Origin of the sequence: Nocardia anaemiae NBRC 100462 (genome assembly GCF_001612725.1) — a bacterium.
Taxonomy (GTDB): Bacteria; Actinomycetota; Actinomycetes; order Mycobacteriales; family Mycobacteriaceae; genus Nocardia; species Nocardia anaemiae.
This window is the reverse complement of record NZ_BDAZ01000090.1, coordinates 1-23,854: the sequence shown is the minus strand read 5'-3', so window position 1 is coordinate 23,854 and position 23,854 is coordinate 1. Positions and strand designations below refer to the sequence as shown.

The following is a 23,854-nucleotide window of genomic DNA, read 5'->3' as shown; positions in this document are numbered from 1 at the left end:
TCGCGATTCGACATATGCGGACCGTGTCACGGACGATCGCCGAGCATCAACGCGTAGGTGGATACGGCCCTGCCCTGCTCCTCGCTGGCTGCAACGGCCCTACGCCAGAAGGCTTGTGCGGTATGTGAGAGCGTCGAATCGACGCCGACCTCTTCGCTGGCATCGATGATGTGCTGTGCACCGGCATCCATCATTTTGAGACTGGCCAGGCTCGCCCAACCGCCGTTCTGATTTGCCACCGAATGTGTCTCCATGAAGTAGGGAAATGCGGCATTCGAGCGGACGGCGAACGGGATGAACTGGGCGATGCTGTGGCCGGAACGTTCGATGACCGCGGTCGCCTGGTCGAAGGCCAGCAGCCAAGGATGGAAGATGGTCAAAAGCGCCTGGTAGAAGACCTGCGCGAGACCGTCATCGGCTCCCAGGTACTCCTGTGGGCTCAGCGGACGCAGCAGTTCGGCGTGCGCGTCGAACACCTCTTTCGGTCCGCTGTAGAAGATGTACGACGCCGGATGGGCGATATTGTCGCCCGCCGACATGACGCCGCCGGAAATGAATTCCGCACCGTGCGAACGCACCCACTCGGCGCCCTTGCGCGCCTTCTCCGGTGAATCCGAGGAAAGGTTGGCGATCACCTTGCCCGGCAAATGGTCGGTGGCCTGGCCCAGTACGTCGTACATGGCGGCGTAGTGGGTGAGGCTGAGCACGGTCACCGCATTGGCGTCGAGCGCGTCGGCGACCGTGGCGGCCCGCTTCGCGCCGAGTGCGACCATGGCGTCGACCTTTTCACTGCTGCGGTTCCAGACCGTCACCTCGATACCGGCGGCCAGGAAGGCCCGGACCATGGTCTGGCCCATCGGACCGAGGCCGACGACGGAGACTGCGGTGTTCTGCTCGGACATTGTGTGTCCCTTCGGTTCTCGTTCGATCGGGTTGTCGGCGCCGATATCCATGGTCGTTGTCGCAGGTAGGGTCGGGAAGACCGAACGTTGAGGTGTGGTTGCTTACCTCGAGGTTCGAATTCAGGTCAGAAGGAGTGCGGTGGGTATGCGCGGTGACGCGGATCACGATGTGTGCGGCATGTCGGTGGCGATCGATGTCGTCGGCGGCAAATGGAAGCTGCATCTGATGTGGGTGCTCGCCGCGGGCCCACAGCGCTTCGGGCAGATCCGCAAACTGCTCACCGGCGTCAGCGAAAAGGTGCTCGCGGAGAATCTGCGCCACCTCGAGGCCAGCGGTGTGGTGCGTCGTGAGGTCTTCCCCGAGGTGCCGCCGCGCGTCGAATACTCGCTCACACCACTCGGTGCGGAACTCGAAGTCGCCCTGCGCCCGCTCGAAGCCTGGGGCGATAAGCACCGCGACGAACTGGTCGGCAATCTGCTTGCGGCCGCAGGCTAGGGCGTGCGGACGGCGCCGCGCACCTCTGCTCGCGACGTGCACGAATTCGCCGGTCTAAGACGTGCGCGGCACGAGAACCGCGCGGAACGAGAGCCTGTGCGCGGCAGTAGCCCGATGTACTCGAGCGCGTGGCGCCAGGGACTCGCGAAGTCAATTCCGCAGGTTGTCGACGCCTATTTGCTCGCCGACGCGGGCGAGTAGTTGTGCCGCATCGGCGATCGAACGAGCGGGGTCCGGCTCCAAATCAGCGAGGGCGTAGCAGGCGGTGAAACCTGCCGCGCGAATCTCCTCGCGCGGCAACTGCGATCGGCCGACGGCGGCCACCACCGGTATCCCCGCCTTGCGCGCGACCTGGCAGACACCGATCGGAGCCTTGCCGTGCAGACTCTGCGTATCGAGGGCGCCCTCGCCGGTGACGACCAGGGTGGCTCCGTCGAGAAGTGTTGGAAAATCCAGGAGTTCGAGCACGACCTCGATGCCGCTACGAACCTGTGCGCCGAGCACCGCGAGCGCGCCGAACCCGGTGCCGCCCGCCGCACCCGCTCCGGGAACCTCAGCGAATTCCGGTGCGACGACGGCGGCCCAATTCGTCAGTGCTGCTTCGAGAATGGGCAGATCCGACGGCGTCGCACCCTTCTGCGGCGCATACACCGCGACCGCGCCGGTCGAGCCGAGCAGTGGGTTGTCGACATCGCAGGCCAGGGTGAAGTTCGCCGACGCGATCCGTGGATGCAATCCGGTGCGATCCAATTGCGCAGCCCGCACCAAAACCGCTCCCCCCGTGGATAATTCAGCGCCATCCGCATCCAGAATCCGGGCACCAAGGGCCTGCAACATGCCCGCCCCACCATCGGTGGAGGCGCTGCCGCCCAACCCGAGGACGATATCGGTCACCCCGCGATCCAGCGCGTCCGCGATGACGACACCGAGCCCATAGGTGTGCGCTCCGCGCGGGTCGAATCGTCCCCCTGGAAGTTTCGTCAGCCCGACCGCCGCAGCCAACTCGATCACGGCCGTAGTTCCGTGCACCGCATAAGCGGCGGAATCAGCCGCCCCTGTCGGCCCGGGCGCATCAATCTCGACCCGCTCCCAGCCCGCCGCGACGAATGCGTCGACGGTCCCGTCACCACCATCCGCGACCGGCACCTGCCGGACCTCGACCTCCGGACAGGCGCGCGTAATGCCTGCCGCCAGCGCGACCGCCACCTCGGGCGCGGTCAGCGAGCCCTTGAATTTGTCCGGGGCGATCACCACCCGGGGCGCGGATGTCATCTCCACATTGTCGGGGGTGCTTCCCCCGGCCGCACGTCGGCTCAGCGCTCCTCGCCGAGGGTGAGGATTACCAGTGGTAGTGGGCGTTCGACCTTCGACTGGTAGTCCGCCAGCAGCGGATTGTTGGCGAATACCCAGCTGGCGAACTCCTCGTAATCGGCTCCATCCAGGGCCCGCCCGGTGGCGGAGTGGGTCTTGCCGCCCAGCTCGACGGTGACCTCCGGGTTCGCCTTGATGTTGTGGTAACAGGCGGGGTAGCGGTCCTCGATGAAGGAGCTGACGTACAGCGTCTCGTCGCGATAGAGCGCGCCGAGCGGGACCACGTGCTGCTTACCGCTCTTCGCCCCGGTGGTGGTGAGCAGCAGCAGGGTGCCACCCGCGTATGCACCGCCGACCTTGCCGCGGTTCTGCCGGAATTCGGCGATGACACCGCCATTCCATTCGCCGATGCTCTCCTCGGTGAACTTCTGATTCCACGGGGCGTCCGGATCGTCGAACGAGGTGATCGCGCCCGTATCGCGATGTGCGGCTGCCGATTCGGATTCACTCATGGGCCGAGTATGCCGGTAGGCACCGACAAGAAATCGGTAGTCTTCGCTACCCGCCCCGCACCGCGTCATCGCTGAATACCGCCGAGCCTGCGCTTCGGAACAAAAGAGAGCAGTGCTCTTGACTTGGTGCTAACCGGTGTGGAACACTGATCTCAACAGAGAGCAGTGCTCACAAAGGAGTAGGAAATGGACGCCAGCACCCGCTACCTCGCCCCCACCGGCATCGACCCGATCATGAACAAGATTGCCAACTGGCTGCCGCGCCTCGGCATCAGCGTTATGGGGTCGCGCTTGTTGGCCGTGCGCGGACGCAAGAGTGGCGAATGGCGCACCACCATGGTCAATTTGATGACCGATGCCGATGGCACGCGTTACCTGGTCGCCCCGCGTGGCCACACCCAGTGGGTGCGGAACCTGCGTGTCGCGGGCGATGGTGAACTGCGGCTGGGGCGCAAGGTCGAGGCGTTCACGGCGACCGAAGTGGCCGATGCGGACAAGGTGCCGCTGCTGCGGCTCTACCTGCAGAAGTGGGGCTGGGAGGTCGGCAAGTTCTTCGAGGGTGTCACCAAGGACGCCACCGACGCCGAACTGACCGAGATCGCACCGGGCTTCCCAGTCTTCCGACTCGTCTAGTGCGACAACCTGTTCCGCATGAGCGACCTGCAAGCAGCCGTGAGCGCCGCGTCCAGATTGCTGCCTCCGGCAGCTCGCCGAGCGTCGGTGATATGGCAGTCGAATTCGGCGTGGGCGACCATCATTCGACTACGTTCGGTGGAACAGGGCGGCTAGCGATGGATCAGGAATTCAATGGCCGCGGCATAGCCGTGGATTCCCATTCCGGCCACCACCGCGGTGGCGATGGGGGAGATGTAGGAGTGATGCCGGAATTCCTCGCGTGCGTGCACATTGCTGATGTGCACCTCGACGATCGGGAGTTCCGGAATCACCAGCGCATCACGCAGCGCGACCGAAGTATGCGTTAGCCCACCGGGATTGATGACAATGCCCGATTCGACGCCGCGCGCCCGGTGGATCCGATCGATCAGCGCTCCTTCGGAATTCGACTGGAACGCATCGATCTCGCGGCCGTACCGGGCGGCGGTTTGTCGGCACAATGCGACGACATCGTCGAGGGTGGCCGACCCGTAGACCTCCGGCTGGCGGGTGCCGAGCATATTGAGGTTCGGGCCGTTGATAACCAGGATCGGACCAGGTGTCGACATGGCTTAGACCCTAGCCCGCCGTGCTCAGAGACCCTGCGGACCTTCCGAGCGCAGGTCGTCCACCTTCTGCATGGCGGTGCGCAACTCCTCGAGCCAAGCCTCCGCATGCTTGCCCGCCAGCTTCACCGTCCACGCGAGTGCATCCGCCCGCGAGCGCGCCACACCGGAATCGACCAGCGTGTCGAGCACCTTGCGCTCCGGCTGCCGCAGTCGCGTCATCACCGGAACCGCCAAATGCGTGAACATAATTCGTTCGCCGTCCACCGAAACGCCCCAGGCGACGCTGCGTCCGTAGCGACGCTGGGCCTCGTTCGCGATCTGCATGCGGGCCGGGCGGGTGGTCTCGCGGAAGCGGGCGACGGCGCCCTCCTTCGTCGCGGCGGGGACCTCCTCGGCGGAAGTGTCTTCGGTTTCCGATACCTGTGCCGGGAGCTCACCGATAACCACGATCTCGTCCCGGTCGATTTCGATGACGGGCGGTCCGGCGAACCAGTCGCTCGGCAACCGTCCAGCGAACCAGTCGGGGGCGTCCGCGGGATCCGGTAGATCGGCCTGCTGCCAGCCGCCTGGTCGTCCGAAGCCTCGTCCCCGATGCGCGTGCCTCATTGAGAATCACCTACTTACTGTGGTGCCTGTATTTCATTGATTACAAGATTACGTCGCAAATCGTGCGCATGGTTCCGCTCTGTGCGAACGGTTTCGCTCGCGGGCCGTGCGGGTACGCCGAACAAAGGTGTGTGCTGGTCAACGAGGCCCTGCGCGACCGAAACCGCAATGCGGCCCGCCGAAACGCCGACGTGCGCCGTTTTATGACAACTTCGCGTTCCGGCCGGTACGGTTGCGGCGCCGGGTGTCGCGACGAGACCGGGGAACGACCATGATCGACCAACCGATGCACCGGCTTCGGGCACAATTGGAGATGCTGAGAATGGGTAACGTCCGGCTGGCGTGGCGCGGCGGGCAGCTATTTTCAGGTACGGTTGTCTTGTTGCTGGAGTGACAAGAGTAAAGAGTGGGCGACATGGATGTGTGGGGATCCCGCCGCTATCGCGTCCGGGGCGCAATCGCACTCGCGGGGGTGGTGGCGCTGGCTATCGCACTCGGGGCGTGTGGTTCCGATGCGAAGCGCAATGAGGCCGAGTCCGTTGTCGATCGCTTCACCGCACTGCTGGACGAGCAGAATTACGCCAAGGCCGCGGAACTCACCTCTTATCCCACGGCCGCATCCGCAACGCTGAAACAAATGTTCGCCGGATTGCAGCCGGGCAAGGTCGACTACCAGAAAACGCAGTTCATCGACCTGGACCGCGAGGCGGGCATGTTCAGCATGGATGTCGCCTGGAACTTCGGCGAGAACAAGACCTGGAAATACAGCCTGCAGGGCAATGTGCGGAAGTTGGCGATCGGCTGGCGCATCTCCTGGGATCCCGCCGTGGTCATGCCGCAACTTGACCACAACCGCACAGTCCGGCTCGTGCGCACCATGCCGACCCCGCCACCGCGGGTCAAGGACATCGTCGGCGATGCGCTGATGACCGAGCAGGTCATCAATGTGATCAAGCTCGATCCCGCCAAGACGACCGATCCGGTGGCCTCGACCGACGCGCTGGCCAAGGCGATCGCACCGGTCGCGCCGCTGATCACCGGACCGTCGCTGATGCAGCAGCTGTCGACCTCGCAGGGGAAACCGATCATCGCGGTGAATCTGCGCGAACCCGATTTCGCCATCCTGGAATCCGCGCTGGCCCGAGTGCCCGGCGTGGTCATGGAGAAGCAGCCGCGGCTGATCTCCGCCGACCGCCGGACCTGGTCGCCGATGCTGGACGCGCTGCGCAAGGTGTGGCAGGACAGCCAGGACCAGCACGCCGGTTGGGGTGTGCAGATCTTCGAACAGGACGGACGTTTCGTCGGCCAGATCGCTGGTTATCAGGGACCGCCCGGTCCGGATATCGCGGCAACCATGGATCAGCGCCTGCAGCGTGCCGCCGAGGATGCGGTGGTGAGTGTCGGGACGCCAGCATCGATCGTGGCGATCCAGCCGTCCAGCGGCGCAGTACTCGCGGTCGCACAGAATACGCAGGCCAGTGAGCACGGTCCGGTCGCGTTCACCGGGCTCTATCCGGTCGGCACCAATATCGATCTGTTCCGCAATGTCGCCGCGGTGCTGAAGAGCAAGGCACCGCAGGACGTTTCGGTGCAGGATGCGGCCGAATCCGCGCCGAATCTCGGCGTCGGCGTCGATTACAAGGTACCGGGATTGGATGAGGTGACCGGCCGGGTCGCGGTGGCGGGGCGCAGTGCCGAGCAGGTGCGCCAGGGCGGTGGCACGGACGCGGTGCTGGCCAGCCCATTCGGCATGGCGATCGCCGCGGCCGCCATCGCCCGCGGGCAGGTGCCGCCGCCGATGATCGAGGCCGGACACCCGAGCACCACGGACGCGCAGGTCCCCGAGATGTCACCGGAACTGACCGAGCGGCTGCGCGCGATGTTGCGTGACGGAGCGGGCCGACCGGAATTCGCGCCGCTGCGGCCCTATCGCGATGTCATCGGATTCATGGCCACCGCGGGCAATGACGGTTGGCTCATCGCGAATGCCGGGGATCTGGCGTTGGCGATCCACATCAACGATGCCGACAGCGGCGATGCGACAGCGCGGATGGCGGCCAGGTTGTTCCAATCGCTGGCCCATCCGGAACCGTGATCAGTTGATGGCCCGCACGGCCGCACGCCAGCCGAGCAGGAACAGCGCGAGCACACACGCCGCGACAATGATGAAACTGAACGCCGTGCCCTGACCGGCGACCGCGCGCAGCAGCATGCCGCCGCACAGCGTGCCGAGCCAGACCAGAATTCCAGTGGGCCACAGGGTAGTTCCGTCGAAGGGCGCAGCCTGCCCCCGCACCCGGCTGGCCACGGCGACCGCGACCACCCAGCCGATCGCGAGCCCGATCGCGAACGGCCACACCGTCTTCAGCAGTCCGGTGAGTACCGCCTCGTCATGACTGCGCCGCCCGATCGCGCAGAACAACATCACCAGCAGTGCGTCCACCACCAACGGCACCAGTTTTCTCACGTCGGTCAGCGTAGTGGTGCGCCCGCAGGCCACGGGGACGCCACACCTGCCGCCAGTAGCTGGCTGACCAATCTCGCCTGGTGTACATCGGCTTCGGAACATGCGCACATTGCCGACCACCACGGAGCGAGACTTACGAGCGACCCGTTCGCGGCCCGTCTCGCGTCCGAGTCGTCGAAGCGCATGCGCCGCAGGCGCGAGTCTCGACGGCTCGGACGCGAGACACCAGGGGGCCGCGAACACGCAGCGCCGCAGGCGCTGCCAAAGTCACAGCCGGCGCTGTTCGAATTCCTTCTCGAATTCGGCATCATCGGCCTGGGGTCTGCGGAAGAGGAAGGCGAAGACGATCCAGCCGATGATCGCGACCAGGACGAAGCTCACCAGGCGGTAGACGAAGGCGGCGGCGACGGCCTGGGAGGCGGGTAGCGTCGCGCCCGCGGTGAGACCGTAGATGAGTGTCGCGTCGACGTAGACGATGCCGCCGGGCGCGAACGGGATCGAGCCGACGGCCTTGCCAACGGTGAATGCGATCAGCAGCCCGGCCAGCTTCGGATCGGCACCAACCGCGTAGCAAGCGGCGCCGAGACAGCCCACGTCCGCGAAGCGGTGCACCAGCGCCCACCCCGCGACCATTGCCCCATCGCGCTTGCCGAGGTCCACCGATTCCAGCTGCGAGAGCATATCGGCGATCTTGTTCATGCCTTGCTTGGTGGGGCGTTTGCGGATCCGGTTGAGCAGCGCGAGCCCGCGGCGCAGCACCGTCTCCAGCGCGCCCGGATTTTTCGACAGGTGGTTGCCCGCCCACACCAGCGCGATCACACCGGCCAGCGACAATATGAGCTTGAACGGCCCGACCCGGTCGCCCACCAGCAGTGCACCACCGACGCCGAGCAGTGCGAGTCCGGCGGTCGCGATCACACCGGACATCACCAACTGCCAGGAGGCGACGATCGGATTCGCGCCCCATCGACGGGTCTGGCGATAGGTGAAGGTGGTGGAGAACACCTGTCCGGCGGGCAGTGTTACCGACATCGCGGTGGCGCCGTAGACAACGGCGACGGATTTGTGCTGGCGGACCTCGACACCGCCCGCATGCAGCAGTTGTTTCTGCACCCGGCCGAATCCGCTCATCGACAATGCCTGCATCCAGATACAGGCGGCGACCCAGCCCCAATGAACTTCGGTGAGCTTATTCCAGGAATCGTGCAATCGTGGCCAGAGGTAGTAACCCTCGCCGATCAGCAATGCCAGCAGGGCGATGCCCGCGATCCATTTGAGCAAGCGGAATATGCTCCGACGACTACGTGTCGCCGGTCTGTCGGTGGGGTCGTCGGACGGCCGCGGAGCAGGATCGCCAGCTAGTTCCCCATTGGCCGTCACGAGGTCAGCCTAACGAACCGACTACTTCGCTGTCCGCATCGACCTGCGGATCTGTCCCGTCCTTCGGCCAGGCCAACCTGGTCTTTCGTCTGCGCCCGCGCAACTGGACTTCCTCGCCCGTCAGCCAAAAGTCCTGCTCGCTTTCATCGGCGAAATACAGCGCGCTGCCCGAGGCGAGTACGCGGCCGGGTTGATCCTTGGCCAGTTCGGTCAGGCGTGATGCCTCGTTCACCGGATCGCCGATCACGGTGTATTCGAAACGGTTTGCGGCGCCGATATTCCCGGCGACGGCCAAGCCCGCCGAAACTCCGATGCCGATATCGAGTCCGGGCACCTCGCGCAGTGCTTCGCGCAGTTCACGGGCGGCGGCCAGGGCGGCGGTCGGCGCGTCCGGGCGATCCAGCGGCGCGCCGAAAATCGCCAACGCGGCGTCGCCGACGAATTTATTGACGAAACCGTGATGGCGATCGATGACGTCGACCACGATCCGGAAGAACTCGTTGAGCAGACTGACCACCTCGGTCGGCGGTCGCTCGGCGGCGGTCGCGGTGGAGCCGACCATATCGACGAACAGCACCGCCACAAATCGGGTCTCACCGCCGAGTTCGGTGCCGTAGTCGAGTGCGCGCTGCGCCACCTCCTCGCCGACATGCTGGCCGAAGAGTTCCTGCAGCTGACGACGCTTGGCGGCCTCTTCCATCATGCGGTTGAAGCCGACCTGCAGCAGTCCGATCTCACTGCCGTCGAACACCTCGACCTGCACGTCGCGGGCGCCTTCCTGCACCCGGTCGATGGCCTGGCTGAGCTGGCGGATCGGGTCGGAGATGCTGGAGCCGGTCAGCATCGATAGCGCCAGCGCCTGCATGATCACCACACCGCAGAGCAGCAGAATCGAGATGGCCAGCGACTGTGCGGAGAACTTCACATCCGAGGAGATCTGGGTGACGCACAGCAGCACAATGGCGATGGTGGGGGCGAAGGTGCCCATCCCCCAGGTCATTCCCATTCTGGTGCCGACGCCCGGGGTCAGCGTGTGGTCGAACGATCCCTCGGTGAGGGCCTCGGCGGCGACCGGGCGCAGAATCCGTTCGCCGAGCATGTAGGTGAAACCGAAGACGATCGTCGCGGCCATACATTCGGTGACGATGACCGCGCCCGCCAGCTCCGGCGCGTCCACGATGATGGTGGCCGCCAGGATGGCGCCGCCGATCAACCACAACACCAGATGCAGGATCGCCTGGCGCAGCGGTGCGTGCAGTGCGGCCATCTGTTCTTGGTGGCTCGGCGGCCCACCGCGCATCTGCCAGCGCATCACCGGACGCAGCATGAGCGCCGAAGCGGCCAAGCTCAGCAAACCGCCGGTGGTGAAAACCAGAGCGGGAATCAGCAGGCCGGTGCGTCGCGCACCGGCCGCCTCACCCTCGGGAACCGGGAGTCCATATTGGATGAACGCCCACACCAGGACCGCGCCGAAGGCATTGGCCAACAGCATCGATGTCAGGTACAGCGGCCAGCGCGTTCGCATGGTCTGTTTGACCGCTTCCAAGGGCGCTGACACGTTGACCAATCTAGCGTTCGGCTCATCTGAGCATGTCCGCGGCGCTCTGCGGCCATTAGGCTCGCGGAGGTGACCGGCCAGAAAGTTAGTGCTCTCGGAAAAGCCACTGCTGCGCGGTCGGCTGCTGATTCTGTACACCCGTTCGTCCGAGTTTCCGCCGAGTGGGCGTGGCGGCTGCTGGTGATGTTCGCCGCGCTGATCGCGTTCTCGATGGTGGTGCAGAAATTGGCGACGGTGGTGATCCCGCTCGCCATCGGCCTGCTGGCCGCCGCATTGCTGGCGCCGCTGGTGGATTGGATGCAGCGGCTCGGGGTGCCGAGGTCGGTGGGGGTTTTTGTCGCGCTGGTCGGATTACTCGGCGTGGTCGCGGGAATCATGACCTTCGTCGTCGAGCAGTTCATCGAGGGCGTGCCGCAGCTGTCCGACGAAATCACCCACAGCATCCACCAAATCCAGGACTGGCTGATCAACGGTCCGCCGCATCTGAGCGATGAGCAGATCCGCAGCGCGGGCGACACGATCGTCAAGACGATCCGGGAGAATCAGGACAGCCTCACCAGCGGTGCGCTGACCACCGCGACAGTTATCGGGCACCTTCTCACCGGCGCCTTCCTGACCCTGTTCATTCTCATCTTCTTTCTCTATGGCGGAGATCAGATCTGGCACTTCGTCACCCGGATCGTGCCGACTCCGCATCGGGAAAAGGTGCGCACCGCAGGGCAACTCGGCTTCGGGACACTGGTGGGATTCGTCCGTGCGACGGTGGTGGTGGCACTTGTCGATGCCATCGGCATCGGCGCCGGTCTGGCCATTCTCGGCGTGCCGCTGGCATTGCCGTTGGCCTCGCTGGTGTTCATCAGCGCGTTCATCCCGATCGTCGGTGCATTCCTGGCCGGGACCATCGCGGTATTCATCGCATTGGTGACCAAGGGCTGGGTGACCGCGGTGATCGTGCTCGGCATCATCATCGCCGTGATGCAGTTGGAAAGCCATGTGCTGCAACCGTTGCTGCTCGGTCGGGCGGTGAGCATCCATCCGCTCGCGGTGGTGCTGGCCATTGCCGCGGGCATCGTGCTCGGCGGGATCGCGGGCGGCCTGTTGGCGGTGCCGTTCGTCGCGGTGATGAATACCGCGATTCGGTCGCTGCTTTCGGAAGGTCCGGAGGAGGCGTTCGAGGAATTGCATACCGGCGACGGGGCGCGAATGTTCGCGGTGGAGCCGGATAAGCCGGAGCCCGGCCGGTTCGATGTGGATGTGGTGCTGACCAAGGAGATGAACCGGGAGGACCGGTCGGATGACTCGGCCGGGCCCGACTGAGGTCAGCGCGGCCGATGCGGCGACCGCGCCGCTGTGGCGTGCGGTGCAGGCATTGCGGCTGGTCACGCTGCTCTATGCGGTCGGCCAGCAGATCGCCTCGGTGCGGTATTACCAGAATCAGCAGCTGAGCTGGGTGCTGATCGCGGTGATGGCGGTGTGGTCCGGCGCGTCGGCTTTCATGTTGTCGCAGTGGCACTTTCCCGATGTGGCGCGGCTGCGGTCCTGGGTGGTGATCGGGGATCACGTGGTGGTGATCGCGCTGATCGCCTCGACCCGGTTGGTCGCCGATTACGGCTGGTATCACGGGCATCAGACGCTGCCGACCACGCTGTGGGTAGCCAATGCCGTTGTCTCCGCGGCGATTCTGCGTGGGCCGCTCGCCGGTGTGCTGTCCGGGCTTTTGCTGGCGGCGGTGATCGTGACGGTGCGCGAGCAGTGGGGGCAGGATGTGTGGGCCGATGCGACCGCGCCGGTGCTCGTCTCCATCGGGCTGGCGCTGGGACTCGCGGCCAATACCGCGCGTCGGGCGCAGGGGCAGCTGGAGCGGGCCGTCCGATTGACCGCGGCGGCCGAGGAGCGCGAGCGCCTGGCTCGTGAGGTGCACGATGGGGTGCTGCAGGTGCTCAGTTATATCAAGCGGCGTGGGAATGAGATCGGCGGAGCTACTGAGGAATTGGCGCAGCGCGCCGCGGAACAGGAAGTGGCGCTTCGGGTTCTGATTTCCGAGCAGGGCAGACACGGGGATACCGGTGGTGCGGATGTCGATCTGCGGCCGCTGCTGACTGTGCATGCCAGGCCGTCGGTCTTCGTTTCGACGCCGGGTGAGCCGGTGCGGGTCGGGCGTTGGACGGCGGGTGAGATCGCGGGGGCGGTGGCGAACGCATTGTCCAATGTCGCACTGCACGCGGGACCGGATGCGAAAGCCTATGTGCTGCTGGAGGATACCGGCGATGAGCTGATCATCAGTGTGCGCGATGACGGTGTCGGGATTGCGCCGGGGCGCTTGGCAGAGGCGGAAGCCGAAGGGCGGATGGGGGTTTCGCGGTCCATTATCGGCCGCATCGAGACATTGGGGGGAACGGCGGTATTGCTTACCGAGGAGGCTGGGGGTGTCGGCTTCGGTACCGAGTGGGAGTTTCGGGTGCCGCGTTCGGGACGTGCGGTGTGAGTGCTTGCCGGGTCGCGCGGCGACAGCTTGCGGGTTCCGCCGCCGCTGTGGGCCGAAGTCGCGTGCAGTCACCGCAGGCGTGCTGGCTGGAGGTAGGGGTAGTCGAGCGCAGAGGAGGACAGTTTGACCAGTGATAATGCGGCTGAGGCGATTTCGGTGATGGTGGTGGACGACCATCCCATGTGGCGCGATGGCGTTTCCCGCGATCTGGCCGAGGCGGGGTTCGTGGTTGCCGCGACCGCGGATGGGGTGGGGACGGCTACTCGGCGAGCGGCGGCGGTGCGGCCCGCGGTGGTGTTGATGGATATGCAGTTGCCCGATGGGAATGGTGCGCAGGCAACGGCGGAAGTGTTGCGAGTGTCGCCGGAGAGTCGGGTGCTGGTGTTGTCGGCATCGGCCGAGCGCGCTGATGTGCTGGATGCGATCAAGGCCGGGGCCTCGGGTTATCTGGTGAAGAGTGCGTCGGCTAGCGAGTTGATCGAGGCGGTGCGGGCCACTGCGGCCGGGCAACCGGTATTTACGCCGGGACTGGCCGGGCTGGTGCTCGGTGAGTATCGACGCATGGCGTCGGCGCCGGTCCAACCGGACGAACCGCATCGTCCCGCGCTCACCGAACGGGAGACCGAAGTGTTGCGGATGGTGGCGAAAGGCTTGTCCGCCAAGCAGATCGCGTCGCGACTCGGACTCAGCCATCGAACCGTGGAGAACCACGTGCAAGCGACCTTGCGAAAGTTACAGCTGGCCAACCGCGTCGAACTGACGCGTTACGCGATCGAGCAGGGCCTGGAGTAGCCGCAACGGGGTGGATCCAGATCGGGGGTCGAGAGGAATCGGGGATTGCCCTGATGCGTCGGGGGTGCGGCGCTCGGTAATCTCGGATTCATGGGTGGCCCCGAATCGGTATCCAACGGTGTCGGCTCCGGTGATGTGGTCGGCGACCGTGAGCTGCGCGTTTCCGATGCCGAGCGCGAACACGTCGGTCAACTGCTGCAGCGCGCCGTCGGGCTCGGCATGCTCTCGCTCGGGGAGTTCACCGAGCGGATGGATACCGCGCTGGCCGCCAAGACCCGTGGCGAACTGAATGCCGTGCTGGTCGACCTGCCCGGTGTGCGACTCGTCGGCCAGCCCGCCGCACCGCCCTCGACCTTCGTGAATTCCTCGCCCGCGTTCACGAAGCGGGTCTCACCGCCGCCCGCGGTCCCGACACCGGTCACGCCGGGCAATGTGATCCGCAGCCGCCTGTCCGGCGTCAATCGCCGCGGTCCCTGGCAGGTCGCCCCGGCACTGCATCTGAACAACTGGCTCTCCGGCGTCACCCTCGATTTCACCGAGGCGATCATGTCAACCCAGGTCGTCGAGGTGCACGTCGACGACTACTTCAGCTCACTCACCCTGATCGTCCCCACCGAGGCCACCGTCGACCTCAACGCCGTCGACCTGATCGGCTCCAGCGTCAACAACAAGGTCCGCACCGGTCCACCCCTCGGCCCGCTACACATCGTCGTGCACGGCCGAATCCGCTTCGGCTCGATCACCGCCAAACACACGTTGCGCGCCCAATGGCGCAAGTTGATGGGGAGCTGACTCGGCGGCAATTGCCGGGCAGCACCCGCTAGCGGACGGTAGCTTCCTGATATGACTATCGAATTGCCGGAAGTCACCTGGTAGCCAGCGCATCTCGCGCCGACGGCGTCAGGTGTTGACGCCGATCCGACGGGCGAAGGCGCGCAACGGGACTCGGCGGTCGTGGTCCAGGAGTTCGGAGACGATGTGCCGTGGCAGGGACTGGTATTTGATCCAGTCGGCGCCACCGACGCGTTCGGCGTCGAGCAGGGCGGCGAGGGCGCGCTTGTGCTGGCCGGTGCGGGTCAGGGCGACGGCGGTATCGGTGAGGTGGCGGGCGCGGGAAGCCTGCGGCAGACCGCAATTCGCGGGCATATCCCGCGCGGCGGTCAGCGCCTCCGGATAGCGTTCGGAGCTGATATTCACATCGACCGTCTGCATGACGACTTGTGAAGGGCCGAAATAGGTTTCGTAGTCGTGGCGATCGGCGCCGATGCGCAGCGCGACCTCACCCGCCGCCTGGACCAGCGACAATGCTTCGGGAACGTCCTGGGACCGACCGGCCGCGGTAGCGCCCTGCAGAACCAGCGATCCATACGCGGACAGGTGCGCCGGGGTTTCGTCACCCTCGGGCTCCAGATTCGCCGCCGCACGCAGCGCTACCTTGCGCGACTCCTCATAACGACCCTGCACCAGCAGCTGCCAGGCGACCGAGCCGCGAATGGTGGCCACCAGCAGCGGATCATTGCCGAGCTCGGCCGCGGCGAGCGCCTGCCGGATCGCGAGGAATGCCGGATCGGTCTGTCCGAGATGGACCAGGGTGCATCCGGTGACCCAATACATCCGTGCGAGTAGTTCATTCGCGGATGCGACCGCGCCGTTGCGGGCGGCATGCACCGTCGCCCGCAGCTGGATGAGCCCAGTCGGCAGGATCGAGGTGAGCAGCTCGTAGTGGCCGGTCCAGTAGGCGCCCCACGCGTAATCGACCGCGCGACTGCCCTCGTCGAGGCCGATCGCATCCTCGTCCGGTATCTCACCGAGCAGATCGTCGACCGGGGTCAGTGCGCGGCGGATCGCGACGATACCGGCATCGGGATTGCCGGAGGGAATGCCGTGTCGCTTGCCGACCAGGTCGGAGATGTCGACATCCAGTGCGCGCGCGAGTTTTTGCAGACTGGCGATCGACGCGGTCTGGCGGCCGCCCTGTTCCAGTTTGCGCACAAGGTCCACGCTGACACCGGCTTGGTCGGCGAGCTGGCGCTGGGTGAGCGCCTTTCCGCGGAAGAGCCTTATCCGCACGCCGATCGACGAATCGTCCATTTAGGCAAGTCCTTTGTTACATCCTTGTTTCAGGGTACGACGTTAAGTGATCGCGATCACCAGAAGTGGGACATTACGTACGACTCATTCCTGCTCGATTGGAATACCGTTGCCTTTCTGCAACTTTGAGAATGCAAAGGGCGGCGGCAATGAACACCATGCCGAATACCACCGTGCGAGCTCACCGCGCCGATCGCGCGTTCGAGCCGGGTATCCAGACCAGTCGATCCGCGCGCCACACCCAGCGCGTGCGCGAACAGCACGGTCCGCTACGCAGAGGGGGCTGCCCGGGCTGTGGACGAGGGGAGGCGTAGGCCATGTTCGAGCGCTGTCACTCGCCCCACGAAATCGCGCATATGCTGCGACATCGGTACGGACTGCCGGTTCAACTGCTGGCCGGTCGCCCGATGATCACCACCGGCTCCATCCTCGGCGCCCTGGTGACGCCACCGGATCTGGGCCGCAAAGTCCTGGCCACGCTGGACCGGACCTACACCGCCCCGGTGGTCGCCGAACCCGGCGAACGCAGCTGGACCTTCCTCGTCGCACCGCCGAGCCCGGCCACCCCGGTCGAGATCAGCGTGCGCCGCTGCCTGGCCGGACATTTCGTGACCGTCGTTCCTCCTGGCCGCCACGTCTTGCTCCCGACCACCGATTCCCAGCTCGGCTGGCACTGGGCGGGCGAGCCAACGCCGGGCGTCCTGCGCATGCCACCCCGCTCCGCGGTAATCAATGCGATCTACCAGGTCACCGGCATGCGGTCGCATACTCTGTAATCGCCGACGACCCCCGGCCAGCTATAACCGGGCGGGGGTCGATCGACGTTGATCCGGCTGCTTCCACCCGGTCGCAAATCCCGCCTCAGTATTGTCTCGACCGCGCTCGTCGAGGATGTCCTACTGCGCCCGACCAACTCGAATGACCATGTCGGCCTGGCAAAGTGGTTCCGGTCGAGCGGTGGTCGGGGTGGCAGGGATCGTCGTACCGGGTGACTCGGTCGCGCGGTTGGAATTCGAGTAGATCCCGGATAAGCACCAGTGGTTTCTACTCATGTTCCGGCGCGCTCGGGAAATCAGCATTGAGAACATGACTACGTCGATCGATCCCGCGCTGATTTCGCGGTTGTCCGGGGAGTTCGCTGCATTGGGAACGCAGATGGGCGTCCTCGGCCGGGACCTGGATTTGTTACGCGCGCAGGTCGTCGCGGATTTGGCTGCGGCACCGGCGGTTTCGAAGGAACTGACCGGCTTCTCGGTTCGCGGGGAGTACCCGCTCGGTCCGATCCCGGTGTCACCCAGTGCTAGCGGCGCACCGGTATCCGGCAAACCTGCGTCCGAAGACCAAGGGGAGGTCGGTGGCCGGACGGTATCGCCGGGCGCACCCTCAGCCCCGTTGGCCCAGCCGACCCGCGGCGCTGGGCATCCATCGGGCGCGGGGGATCCATCGGCTGCTGGAAAGTCGGCGGCTGGACCGGCACCGTCGGAAGCTGCGAGTGCTCCGGTATTTCCGACACCCGAAGCGATCTTTGGTGCTTCCGGTCCGTCTGGTATGGGTGCGGTGCCGGGTGAACCGGCCACGCCTACAGGGACGAGGTCTGCTGCGGCGGCCGGGAGCACCGCTGCCATGGATGCGGTGTCAGATGCCCGTGCAGCAGGAGAGTTGCCCAGTCTTCCGGTCGTTCCTACAGGAGGTACGGCACCACAGCAGTCAGCTACTGCCGGTATTGCGGGCACTCCAATCGCGCCTGCGGCGGATGCGGCCCCGGATGTTCCGGCCATGTCAGCGGGGGATGTTTCGGCCGTCGGGGGCGCTGCCTCGGGTTCTCATGTTGTGTCTGCAGAGGCCGCCATGTCGGACATGGGTGAAGCAGGCGCAGCGCTTGATGATCCGATCGTGTCTGCGGGCGGCGCGGTGCTCCCGCAGTCAGTCGCCGGGGTTGCCGCTGCTCCCGGTATGCCCGCAGCGGGCGCGGTGCCTGCAGGGACGAGCCCTGTTGCTGCGGCCACGAGCACTGCTGCCATGTCTGCAGGGGATGTTCCTGCAGCAGGCGCGGCGCCTTGTCCGATCGTGCCTGCGGGCGGCGCGGTGCCCCCGCAGTCAGGGGCCGGGGGCGCGGGCGCTTCCGGTGGTGCGCCCGCAGTGGCGCCGGATGCTCCAGTCAGATCCGCGGCTTTGGCGGGAGCGGGGTCGACTCCTGGGGCCGGTGCCATGCCTGCGCCAGGTGCGTCTGTGGTCGCGGGGGCAACTTGGGGGCCTGCTGCTCTGCCTGGCGCCGGTACGGTTCCGGGTGTACCTGCCGCGGGGGCGGTGCCTGGTGCGCCGATGGCGGGTGCGGTGCCGTCGGCGCCAGTTTCTGGCGGGGGGCGGATTCCGGTGCCGCCGGTTGTGGCTTCGGGGTGGCCGGTGTCTGGGTTTGGACAGTCGGGTGGTGTTGGGATTTCCGGGTGGGCTGCGGGTCCGGGCGGGGTGCCGGGGGCTTCGGGAATGCACGGCGGGTTTGTGCCGCCGGTGCCGCCGCCGGGTGGGGCTGTTCCGCCGTGGCGGGGTGGCGGGGTGGCTGTGCCGCCTGGCATGCCGCCGTGGCGGGGTGGCAGTGGGGCTGTGCCGCCGCGGCGGGGTCGAGGAGGGGCGACGAGGACGCCGTGGTGGCAGCAGGAAGGGATGATCAGTCGGGTGTTGGCGGTGGCCGGGGTTGGGGTCACGCTGATCGGGGTGGTGATGCTGTTGGTGCTTGCCGCGCAGGCTGGGTTCTTCGGGCCGATACCGAGAGTTGTTGCTGGAGGGATGTTCTCGGCGGCGCTGATCGGGGCGGCGGTGCGGGTGTTCGGGCGTGCCGGTGGCCGGGTCGGCGGAATTTCCTTGGCTGCCACTGGTATTGCCGGGGCGTATCTGGATGTGGTTGCGGTTACCGCGATTTACGACTGGCTGCATCCGGTGATCGGGCTCGCGGTGGCATTGGGTGTTGCGGCGGGTGGGGTCGGGCTGGCGATGCGGTGGCAGTCGCAGCCGCTCGCTGTGCTCGTGGTCGCGGGTGCGGCGTTGTTGTCGCCGTTCGTCACTTCGGAACTGGTGCTGCTCGCATTCCTGATCGTGTTGCAGTTGACCTGCGTGCCCGTGCAATTGATGCGCGATTGGCCGTTCCTGCATGTGGTGCGCACGGTGCCCGCGGTGTTGGCGACTTTGCTCGCGATTGCCATCGCGGCGGTTGATGATCCGGTGCAGAGCCGGGTGTACTGGCTGCTCGCGGCGGCGGTGGCGATTGCGGCGATCGGGTTGATCGGCGGGTTTCTGGTGGTGCGCAGGCGATCCGGCGATATCGTCGCCGCGCTGAGTTTCGCGCTGTCCACGGTTCCGCTTTTGGCCGCACCCGTGATGTTCGAGCGGCACTCGGCGACCCTCGTCGCGGCAGTTCATGCGGCGGTGCTGTTGACCGTGGCAGCTCTGTGGATGGTGCCGAAATTGCGTGAGCTGGTGCGGATTCCGAGTTCGATAGCCTTTGTCGCCGCGATCGTCGGATCATTCGCGCTGCTCGGAGCATGCGTCGGCGTGACGCGAGTGCAGACCCTGCCGATCGCACTTTTCCTGGTTGCGCTCTGCTACCTCGGGTTGGCCGGACAGCAGCGCTCCCGCATCACCGCCGCCATCGGTGCGGCGTTCACAGTGATCGCCACGATGGTGTACTTCGGCACAGTGACTCCGGAAGCGCTTGCGACACAGCGGCTCGCACACGAGCGTCTGGGTATCGCGACCGCACTGGGTGCCGTCCTCGCGTTCGCGGTGATCGCCGCGGCCCTCTGGTGCGCTCGGCGACTCCCCGGCATGACGACGGGTGGAAACGAATCGATGCTGTTCGTCGTCGCGAGCATCGCGGGCCTGTACGCGGTAACCGCCGCGGCGGTCTCGATCGGCATCGCGACCGGCAGCGCCGACGGCTTCATCATCGGCCACAGCGCCGCCACCATCCTGTGGATGGCCGCCGCAACCGCCGCGCTGTTCTTCGGCCTGCGCAACCTGTCGCGCTCGGCCGCCGTCGCCAAACTGGCCCTCGGCTCCGGACTGCTCGTCACCGCAGCTGCTCTGGCCAAACTGTTCCTCTTCGACCTCGCCACCCTGGACGGCCTGGTCCGAGTAGCAGCCTTCCTGGTAGTCGGCGTCCTCCTGCTCCTGGCAGGCACCCGCTACGCGCGCGCCTTCGCCGAAGCCGATGCCACAAACCGGGATTCAACAGAATCCCGCTGACACCCGCGTTGGCGATTGCACAGCCCGCCCATCGCCGATACACACCTACACCAGCCTCTTCACCGAGGCCGAGTTCCAATCGGCCCCGCCGATACCGACGGGGTCTACTCGCCACCGACTGGCCCTGCAATCCGGACCGCCGCGCCGAAGCTGTTGCCACAAAACAGAATTCAGCAAAAGCAGTGAACTCGCAGCGGCTGCGCCCAGTGCTACCTATGCGCCAGCCGAGTTGTGGGTATGTGGGCACGCTTGTCGATAACGCCGACGATGCCGGTCAGCTGTGCGGCATGGTCTGGAGGTCGGTCGGATCCAGGTGGCCGCCAGCACGGTCAGCGGATCGGCGCCCGATGCTGGATTTGCGGGACGCTGGCGGGCTGGATCTGCGCGGTGGAGTTCTGGCGCACAGCCATTCACTACCTCGCAGAGGCTGTACCTTGTGCGCGGTGCTCGCTGCCTGTGCGCCAGTCGAATTGTGGGTATGTGGGGCACGCTCGCCGATCGCGGCCTTGGCGATTGCTGTACCTGCGGGTGGAATCTGCTGGCGCACAGTCATTCACTACCTCGCACAGCTTGCACCCTGTGCGCCGTGCGCATTACTTATGCGCCGTGGAATCCTTGGAGGTGGCGGCAGGTTCACTGAGACCGGTCGCGCGCTCGCTACGCCAGAATCGTCGCCGAAACGGGGCCGCGGGTCAGGATCAGCGGAAGGTCCGCTGGTACCGCGGCACATTCCAGGCAGCGCCTGCAGTGGCCGTAATTCGGCGGCGATCGCCGAGGCTAGGCCGATCAGCGATGCGCGAGGCGGTGTGTCCAGAACGGGCGCTGTGGTCGCCCGCAGGAGTTCGCCGATGCCATTTGGGACACCTCTTCTGCGAGGTACGCGCTGGGTATGCGGCAGCCGAGCCCTCTGGAGCGATAGGGAAGGTGTCCGCCAGCTCCAGATGTGCATGTGGCAGCAGTTCGGCTGAATCCTTTGCTGTACAGCAGAATCAGGATCCGGTGGGTCGGCGCGGGCAGCGTATATGCCATCTCGGCTGGCACTCGCAATGCCGAACATTCATCGAAGCCTATGCCACATACACCGGCATGCAGGCGACGGCCGCGATCGTCGCGACCTGACCGGTGCAACGGTGTAGTCGGGGCGACCGTGGTCTCCTCGTTCCGCAGGGCAAACCGGTGAACGGTCCGATCGATGACGGGGCACCAGATATGCGGCAACGTTGTTCGAGTATCAACAGCATCCAGCGCGACCGGATTTCGCATCCGCGAAAGCGTTGGGCTCGTGGCAGCTTCGTTGAATCGATTTGTCACGCACCCGGCTGCTCGAGCCCGTCGCAGATCAGGTCGACGATGCGTTCGGGCAGGGTGTCGTCGATCGGCTCGTGGGTCAGCAGGACTCGCATGTGGAATGGGGCGATGAGCGTTTCCAGAACCAGGCGGGCATCGGTGGTCGGCGGTAATTCACCTCGCTGAATGCCGCGTTCGATGATGACCGACGCCAGGCTGCGACGCGATTCCCAGAACCTGCGGCGTGCTGCCGCGACGGAATCGTCGTCGACGTGCACGGCTGCCGCGCGGGTGAAGGTTGCTCCGGCGGGCTGGGACAGGAAGGCCGCTACCGAACGGGCCAGTGCGAGGAGGTCGTCGCGGACCGAGCCGGTGTCGGGTATCGGGATGTCCTCGCCGCTGGTTGCCAGCATCGCATCGACGATGAGGTTTTCTCGGGTGCGCCAGCGGCGGTAGATCGAGGTCTCGTGGACACCGGCGCGCGCCGCGACTTCCCCGACGCTGAATTTGTTCGGACCGTGCTCGAACAGCACGCTGACCGCGGCCTCGACGACCGCTTCGCGCACGCGTGCGCTGCGCCCGCCGGTCCGCCGGGGTCGTCCTGCTGCTTCGGTCACCCGATCACCTTAACGCAAGAATCCTTGCGTTCGAGTCCGGCGCGGGTTAGCGTTCCTATCGCATGATTACTTGCGTTAAGGAGTGCGAATGGTCAACTGGAATGCGCCGATCATCGATATCGCGCCCACTTCGGCCCCCGTCGGCTACCACCGACTGCATCCGGATCGGGGAATGGAATTCCAGCTCAACCGTTTCCTGCAGTGGATCGGACCCGATGCCCTGGCCGAGATGCGCGCGGCAGCCGAGCGGATCAGCTCCTACTCCGACTGGATCACGGTGTTCCTCGAGCTGGCACAGCTTGCCCGCGCGGAAGGTCGCGTACTGTCCGCCGCGTACTACGACCGCGCCGCCGAGTTCTTCATGCCCGTCGACGACCCACGCCGCGCCCCCGCTCGCCGCCGGTTCGTCGATGCAATGCGCGATCTCTACCAGCTGTATCCGGTCGACGTGTCCTACGGTGCGGCCGCGTTGCCGACATACGAGGTGCGGCCCGATGGCCCTTCGCGCGGCGTCATCGCCGTCTGCGGTGGATTCGACGAGTACACCGAGGAAATCTTTCCGCTGCTGCTGACCGGAGCCCGCGCCGGATACCGTGTCATCGCCTTCGACGGCCCCGGCCAAGGCGGCGCTCTCGAAGACCACGGACTGCCCCTCACCGCAGCCTGGGAACACCCGGTCGCGACCGTCCTCGACCACTACGTCCTCGACGACGTCACGCTGATCGGCATCTCACTCGGAGGCGGACTCGCCATCCGCGCGGCCGCCTTCGAACCCCGCATCCGCCGCGTCGTCGCACTCGACGTCCTCGATGACTTCCTCGAATGCCTTGGCGGACAAGCCTTTCCCGGTGCCACCCCAGCACTGCGCTTCGCCGTCGCCGGGCACGCGCGCGCCCTGGTCAACCTGACCGCACGTCTGGCCGCCGCCCGCAAACCGATTGCCGCGTGGGGCCTGCGCCAAGGCATGCACGTCACCGGTACTCCGGACGCGTACACTTTCTTCCGCGCCGCCCGCGCCCTGTCCACCCGCACCATTTCCGACCGCGTCACCGCCGACGTTCTCCTACTGGCCGGAGCCGACGACCACTACGTGCCCGCCCACCAACTGCACCGCCAGGCCGCCGCCCTGACCCAGGCCCGCTCCGTCACCACTCGCCTGTTCACCACCGCCGAACAAGCTCAAAACCACTGCCAAATCGGCAATATCGGCAGCTGCTTGCACACCATCCTCACCTGGCTGCAGGATCATCAGGCCGCGGATCTGAACACAACGCCGATTCGTTGAGCATCCAGCGGTTCCCACCACCTGCCCGCGAATCACAGGCCCTGGCAACGAAGCCGCGCACTGCCGATCACCGGTGGCATTGAGGTCGCGTTCGTCATGCTGCTGAGGCGGCGGGATCTGTGGGCCGGTGCTCGACTATCGCGGTGAAACCGACGCTCGTTGCTTATCGAAATCGCCGCTGGCACCGAAGCCGTGCACGCCGCCGAAACCAACTGGGACGCACCTGAATTCGGCCGCCACGTGGGCTCCAATCGCTTTCGAAGAATGTGCTGAAACTTGCGGCAGCAAGCGAAAGTCGCTGCCGCACAATGTTTTACTCGCGATCCCGCCGCCGAAGCAGCTCGTTCACGCTGACCGTCCGCCCGTCCGCGCTGTGGTGCCTACCTTCGTCGGGCTTGCCGATGCGGCGACGGTTGGACCTCAGCTCGGCCATCCAGTTCTCGATGCTGCTGCGGTTCTCGTCCGGCGCATCGTCATGCGAAGTGCCTGGCCGCTCCGATGCCGCGTGGTGGGTCGGATGGTCCGCAGCCGGAATCGGCGTCGGCTGAAACGGCGGCGGCGGAGGCGGCGGCGCGGGCGCGGGCGGAATCGGACGGGTCGGCT

The 23,854-nt window shown here is 66.0% G+C and carries 20 protein-coding genes and 1 pseudogene; 10 read left to right on the top strand and 11 right to left on the bottom strand.

Features of this window, described 5'->3' with window-relative positions; translation table 11 throughout:
• Positions 1-26 precede the first annotated feature (26 nt).
• Positions 27-902 carry an NAD(P)-dependent oxidoreductase gene (locus NA5_RS36855; RefSeq protein ID WP_062993676.1) on the bottom strand — a complete coding sequence of 292 codons (876 nt, stop codon included), beginning with the start codon at positions 900-902 and terminating at the stop codon, positions 27-29.
• 145 nt (positions 903-1,047) lie between these two features.
• Here NA5_RS36855 and NA5_RS36850 point away from each other — a divergent pair, with 145 nt between their 5' ends.
• The gene (locus NA5_RS36850; RefSeq protein ID WP_062993666.1) at positions 1,048-1,398 is read left to right on the top strand and encodes a winged helix-turn-helix transcriptional regulator; all 351 of its coding nucleotides are present in this window, start codon (positions 1,048-1,050) and stop codon (positions 1,396-1,398) included.
• Positions 1,399-1,548: 150 nt separating this feature from the next.
• Here the strand turns inward: NA5_RS36850 and NA5_RS36845 are convergent, their stop codons facing one another.
• Together NA5_RS36845 and NA5_RS36840 are read right to left on the bottom strand one after the other, a co-directional pair.
• Positions 1,549-2,670 carry a glycerate kinase gene (locus tag NA5_RS36845; RefSeq protein WP_062993675.1) on the bottom strand — a complete coding sequence of 374 codons (1,122 nt, stop codon included), beginning with the start codon at positions 2,668-2,670 and terminating at the stop codon, positions 1,549-1,551.
• 41 nt (positions 2,671-2,711) lie between these two features.
• A complete protein-coding gene (locus NA5_RS36840; protein ID WP_062993665.1) occupies positions 2,712-3,221 on the bottom strand; it encodes a nitroreductase/quinone reductase family protein in 510 nt (169 codons plus the stop codon).
• Positions 3,222-3,407: 186 nt separating this feature from the next.
• Between NA5_RS36840 and NA5_RS36835 the strand changes: the two genes are divergently transcribed.
• The gene (locus NA5_RS36835; protein ID WP_062993664.1) at positions 3,408-3,854 is read left to right on the top strand and encodes a nitroreductase family deazaflavin-dependent oxidoreductase; all 447 of its coding nucleotides are present in this window, start codon (positions 3,408-3,410) and stop codon (positions 3,852-3,854) included.
• 152 nt (positions 3,855-4,006) lie between these two features.
• On the opposite strand, the gene aroQ is transcribed toward NA5_RS36835, so the two are convergent.
• Positions 4,007-4,444: a type II 3-dehydroquinate dehydratase gene (gene aroQ / locus NA5_RS36830; RefSeq protein WP_062993663.1), complete on the bottom strand. Its 438-nt coding sequence runs from the start codon at positions 4,442-4,444 to the stop codon at positions 4,007-4,009.
• A gap of 24 nt (positions 4,445-4,468) precedes the next feature.
• Positions 4,469-5,050: an ATP-binding transcription factor AbmR gene (abmR, locus tag NA5_RS36825; protein WP_062993662.1), complete on the bottom strand. Its 582-nt coding sequence runs from the start codon at positions 5,048-5,050 to the stop codon at positions 4,469-4,471.
• 415 nt (positions 5,051-5,465) lie between these two features.
• On the opposite strand from abmR, the gene NA5_RS36820 reads away from it, so the two are divergent.
• Positions 5,466-7,145: an NTF2-like N-terminal transpeptidase domain-containing protein gene (locus NA5_RS36820; RefSeq protein WP_062993661.1), complete on the top strand. Its 1,680-nt coding sequence runs from the start codon at positions 5,466-5,468 to the stop codon at positions 7,143-7,145.
• On the opposite strand, the gene NA5_RS36815 is transcribed toward NA5_RS36820, so the two are convergent.
• From NA5_RS36815 to NA5_RS36805, 3 genes are all read right to left on the bottom strand, one after another.
• Positions 7,146-7,517, bottom strand: coding sequence for a DUF3054 domain-containing protein (locus NA5_RS36815; protein WP_062993660.1), 372 nt, complete (start codon positions 7,515-7,517; stop codon positions 7,146-7,148).
• A 267-nt stretch (positions 7,518-7,784) separates the two neighbouring features.
• On the bottom strand, positions 7,785-8,897 hold the full coding sequence (locus tag NA5_RS36810) for a lysylphosphatidylglycerol synthase transmembrane domain-containing protein (protein WP_062993659.1): 1,113 nt from the start codon (positions 8,895-8,897) through the stop codon (positions 7,785-7,787).
• Positions 8,898-8,901: 4 nt separating this feature from the next.
• Positions 8,902-10,422, bottom strand: coding sequence for an adenylate/guanylate cyclase domain-containing protein (locus NA5_RS36805; protein ID WP_174555317.1), 1,521 nt, complete (start codon positions 10,420-10,422; stop codon positions 8,902-8,904).
• Between the two features lie 216 nt (positions 10,423-10,638).
• On the opposite strand from NA5_RS36805, the gene NA5_RS36800 reads away from it, so the two are divergent.
• From NA5_RS36800 to NA5_RS36785, 4 genes are all read left to right on the top strand, one after another.
• Positions 10,639-11,772, top strand: a complete 1,134-nt coding sequence (locus tag NA5_RS36800) for an AI-2E family transporter (RefSeq protein ID WP_062993658.1) — start codon at positions 10,639-10,641, stop codon at positions 11,770-11,772.
• On the top strand, positions 11,750-12,940 hold the full coding sequence (gene macS, locus NA5_RS36795) for a MacS family sensor histidine kinase (RefSeq protein WP_062993657.1): 1,191 nt from the start codon (positions 11,750-11,752) through the stop codon (positions 12,938-12,940). Before NA5_RS36800 ends, macS begins: the two co-directional genes overlap by 23 nt.
• A gap of 159 nt (positions 12,941-13,099) precedes the next feature.
• Complete coding sequence (locus NA5_RS36790; RefSeq protein ID WP_062993673.1) at positions 13,100-13,732, top strand: response regulator; 633 nt, start codon at positions 13,100-13,102, stop codon at positions 13,730-13,732.
• 90 nt (positions 13,733-13,822) lie between these two features.
• Positions 13,823-14,524 (top strand): DUF1707 SHOCT-like domain-containing protein, encoded by a 702-nt coding sequence (locus NA5_RS36785; RefSeq protein WP_062993656.1) that lies wholly within the window; start codon positions 13,823-13,825, stop codon positions 14,522-14,524.
• Positions 14,525-14,632: 108 nt separating this feature from the next.
• Here the strand turns inward: NA5_RS36785 and NA5_RS36780 are convergent, their stop codons facing one another.
• Positions 14,633-15,823 (bottom strand): helix-turn-helix domain-containing protein, encoded by a 1,191-nt coding sequence (locus NA5_RS36780; RefSeq protein ID WP_062993655.1) that lies wholly within the window; start codon positions 15,821-15,823, stop codon positions 14,633-14,635.
• Positions 15,824-16,140: 317 nt separating this feature from the next.
• Between NA5_RS36780 and NA5_RS36775 the strand changes: the two genes are divergently transcribed.
• The gene (locus tag NA5_RS36775) at positions 16,141-16,599 is read left to right on the top strand and encodes a hypothetical protein (protein WP_062993654.1); all 459 of its coding nucleotides are present in this window, start codon (positions 16,141-16,143) and stop codon (positions 16,597-16,599) included.
• A 1,885-nt stretch (positions 16,600-18,484) separates the two neighbouring features.
• Positions 18,485-20,062, top strand: a complete 1,578-nt coding sequence (locus NA5_RS36770; RefSeq protein WP_062993653.1) for a DUF2339 domain-containing protein — start codon at positions 18,485-18,487, stop codon at positions 20,060-20,062.
• A 1,307-nt stretch (positions 20,063-21,369) separates the two neighbouring features.
• Here NA5_RS36770 and NA5_RS36765 read toward each other — a convergent pair.
• A complete protein-coding gene (locus NA5_RS36765; RefSeq protein ID WP_062993652.1) occupies positions 21,370-21,966 on the bottom strand; it encodes a TetR/AcrR family transcriptional regulator in 597 nt (198 codons plus the stop codon).
• 88 nt (positions 21,967-22,054) lie between these two features.
• Between NA5_RS36765 and NA5_RS36760 the strand changes: the two genes are divergently transcribed.
• On the top strand, positions 22,055-23,251 hold the full coding sequence (locus tag NA5_RS36760; protein ID WP_062993651.1) for an alpha/beta fold hydrolase: 1,197 nt from the start codon (positions 22,055-22,057) through the stop codon (positions 23,249-23,251).
• Positions 23,252-23,564: 313 nt separating this feature from the next.
• On the opposite strand, the pseudogene NA5_RS41970 reads toward NA5_RS36760, so the two are convergent.
• Positions 23,565-23,854 (bottom strand): annotated as a pseudogene (locus NA5_RS41970) (hypothetical protein); the annotation flags it as partial.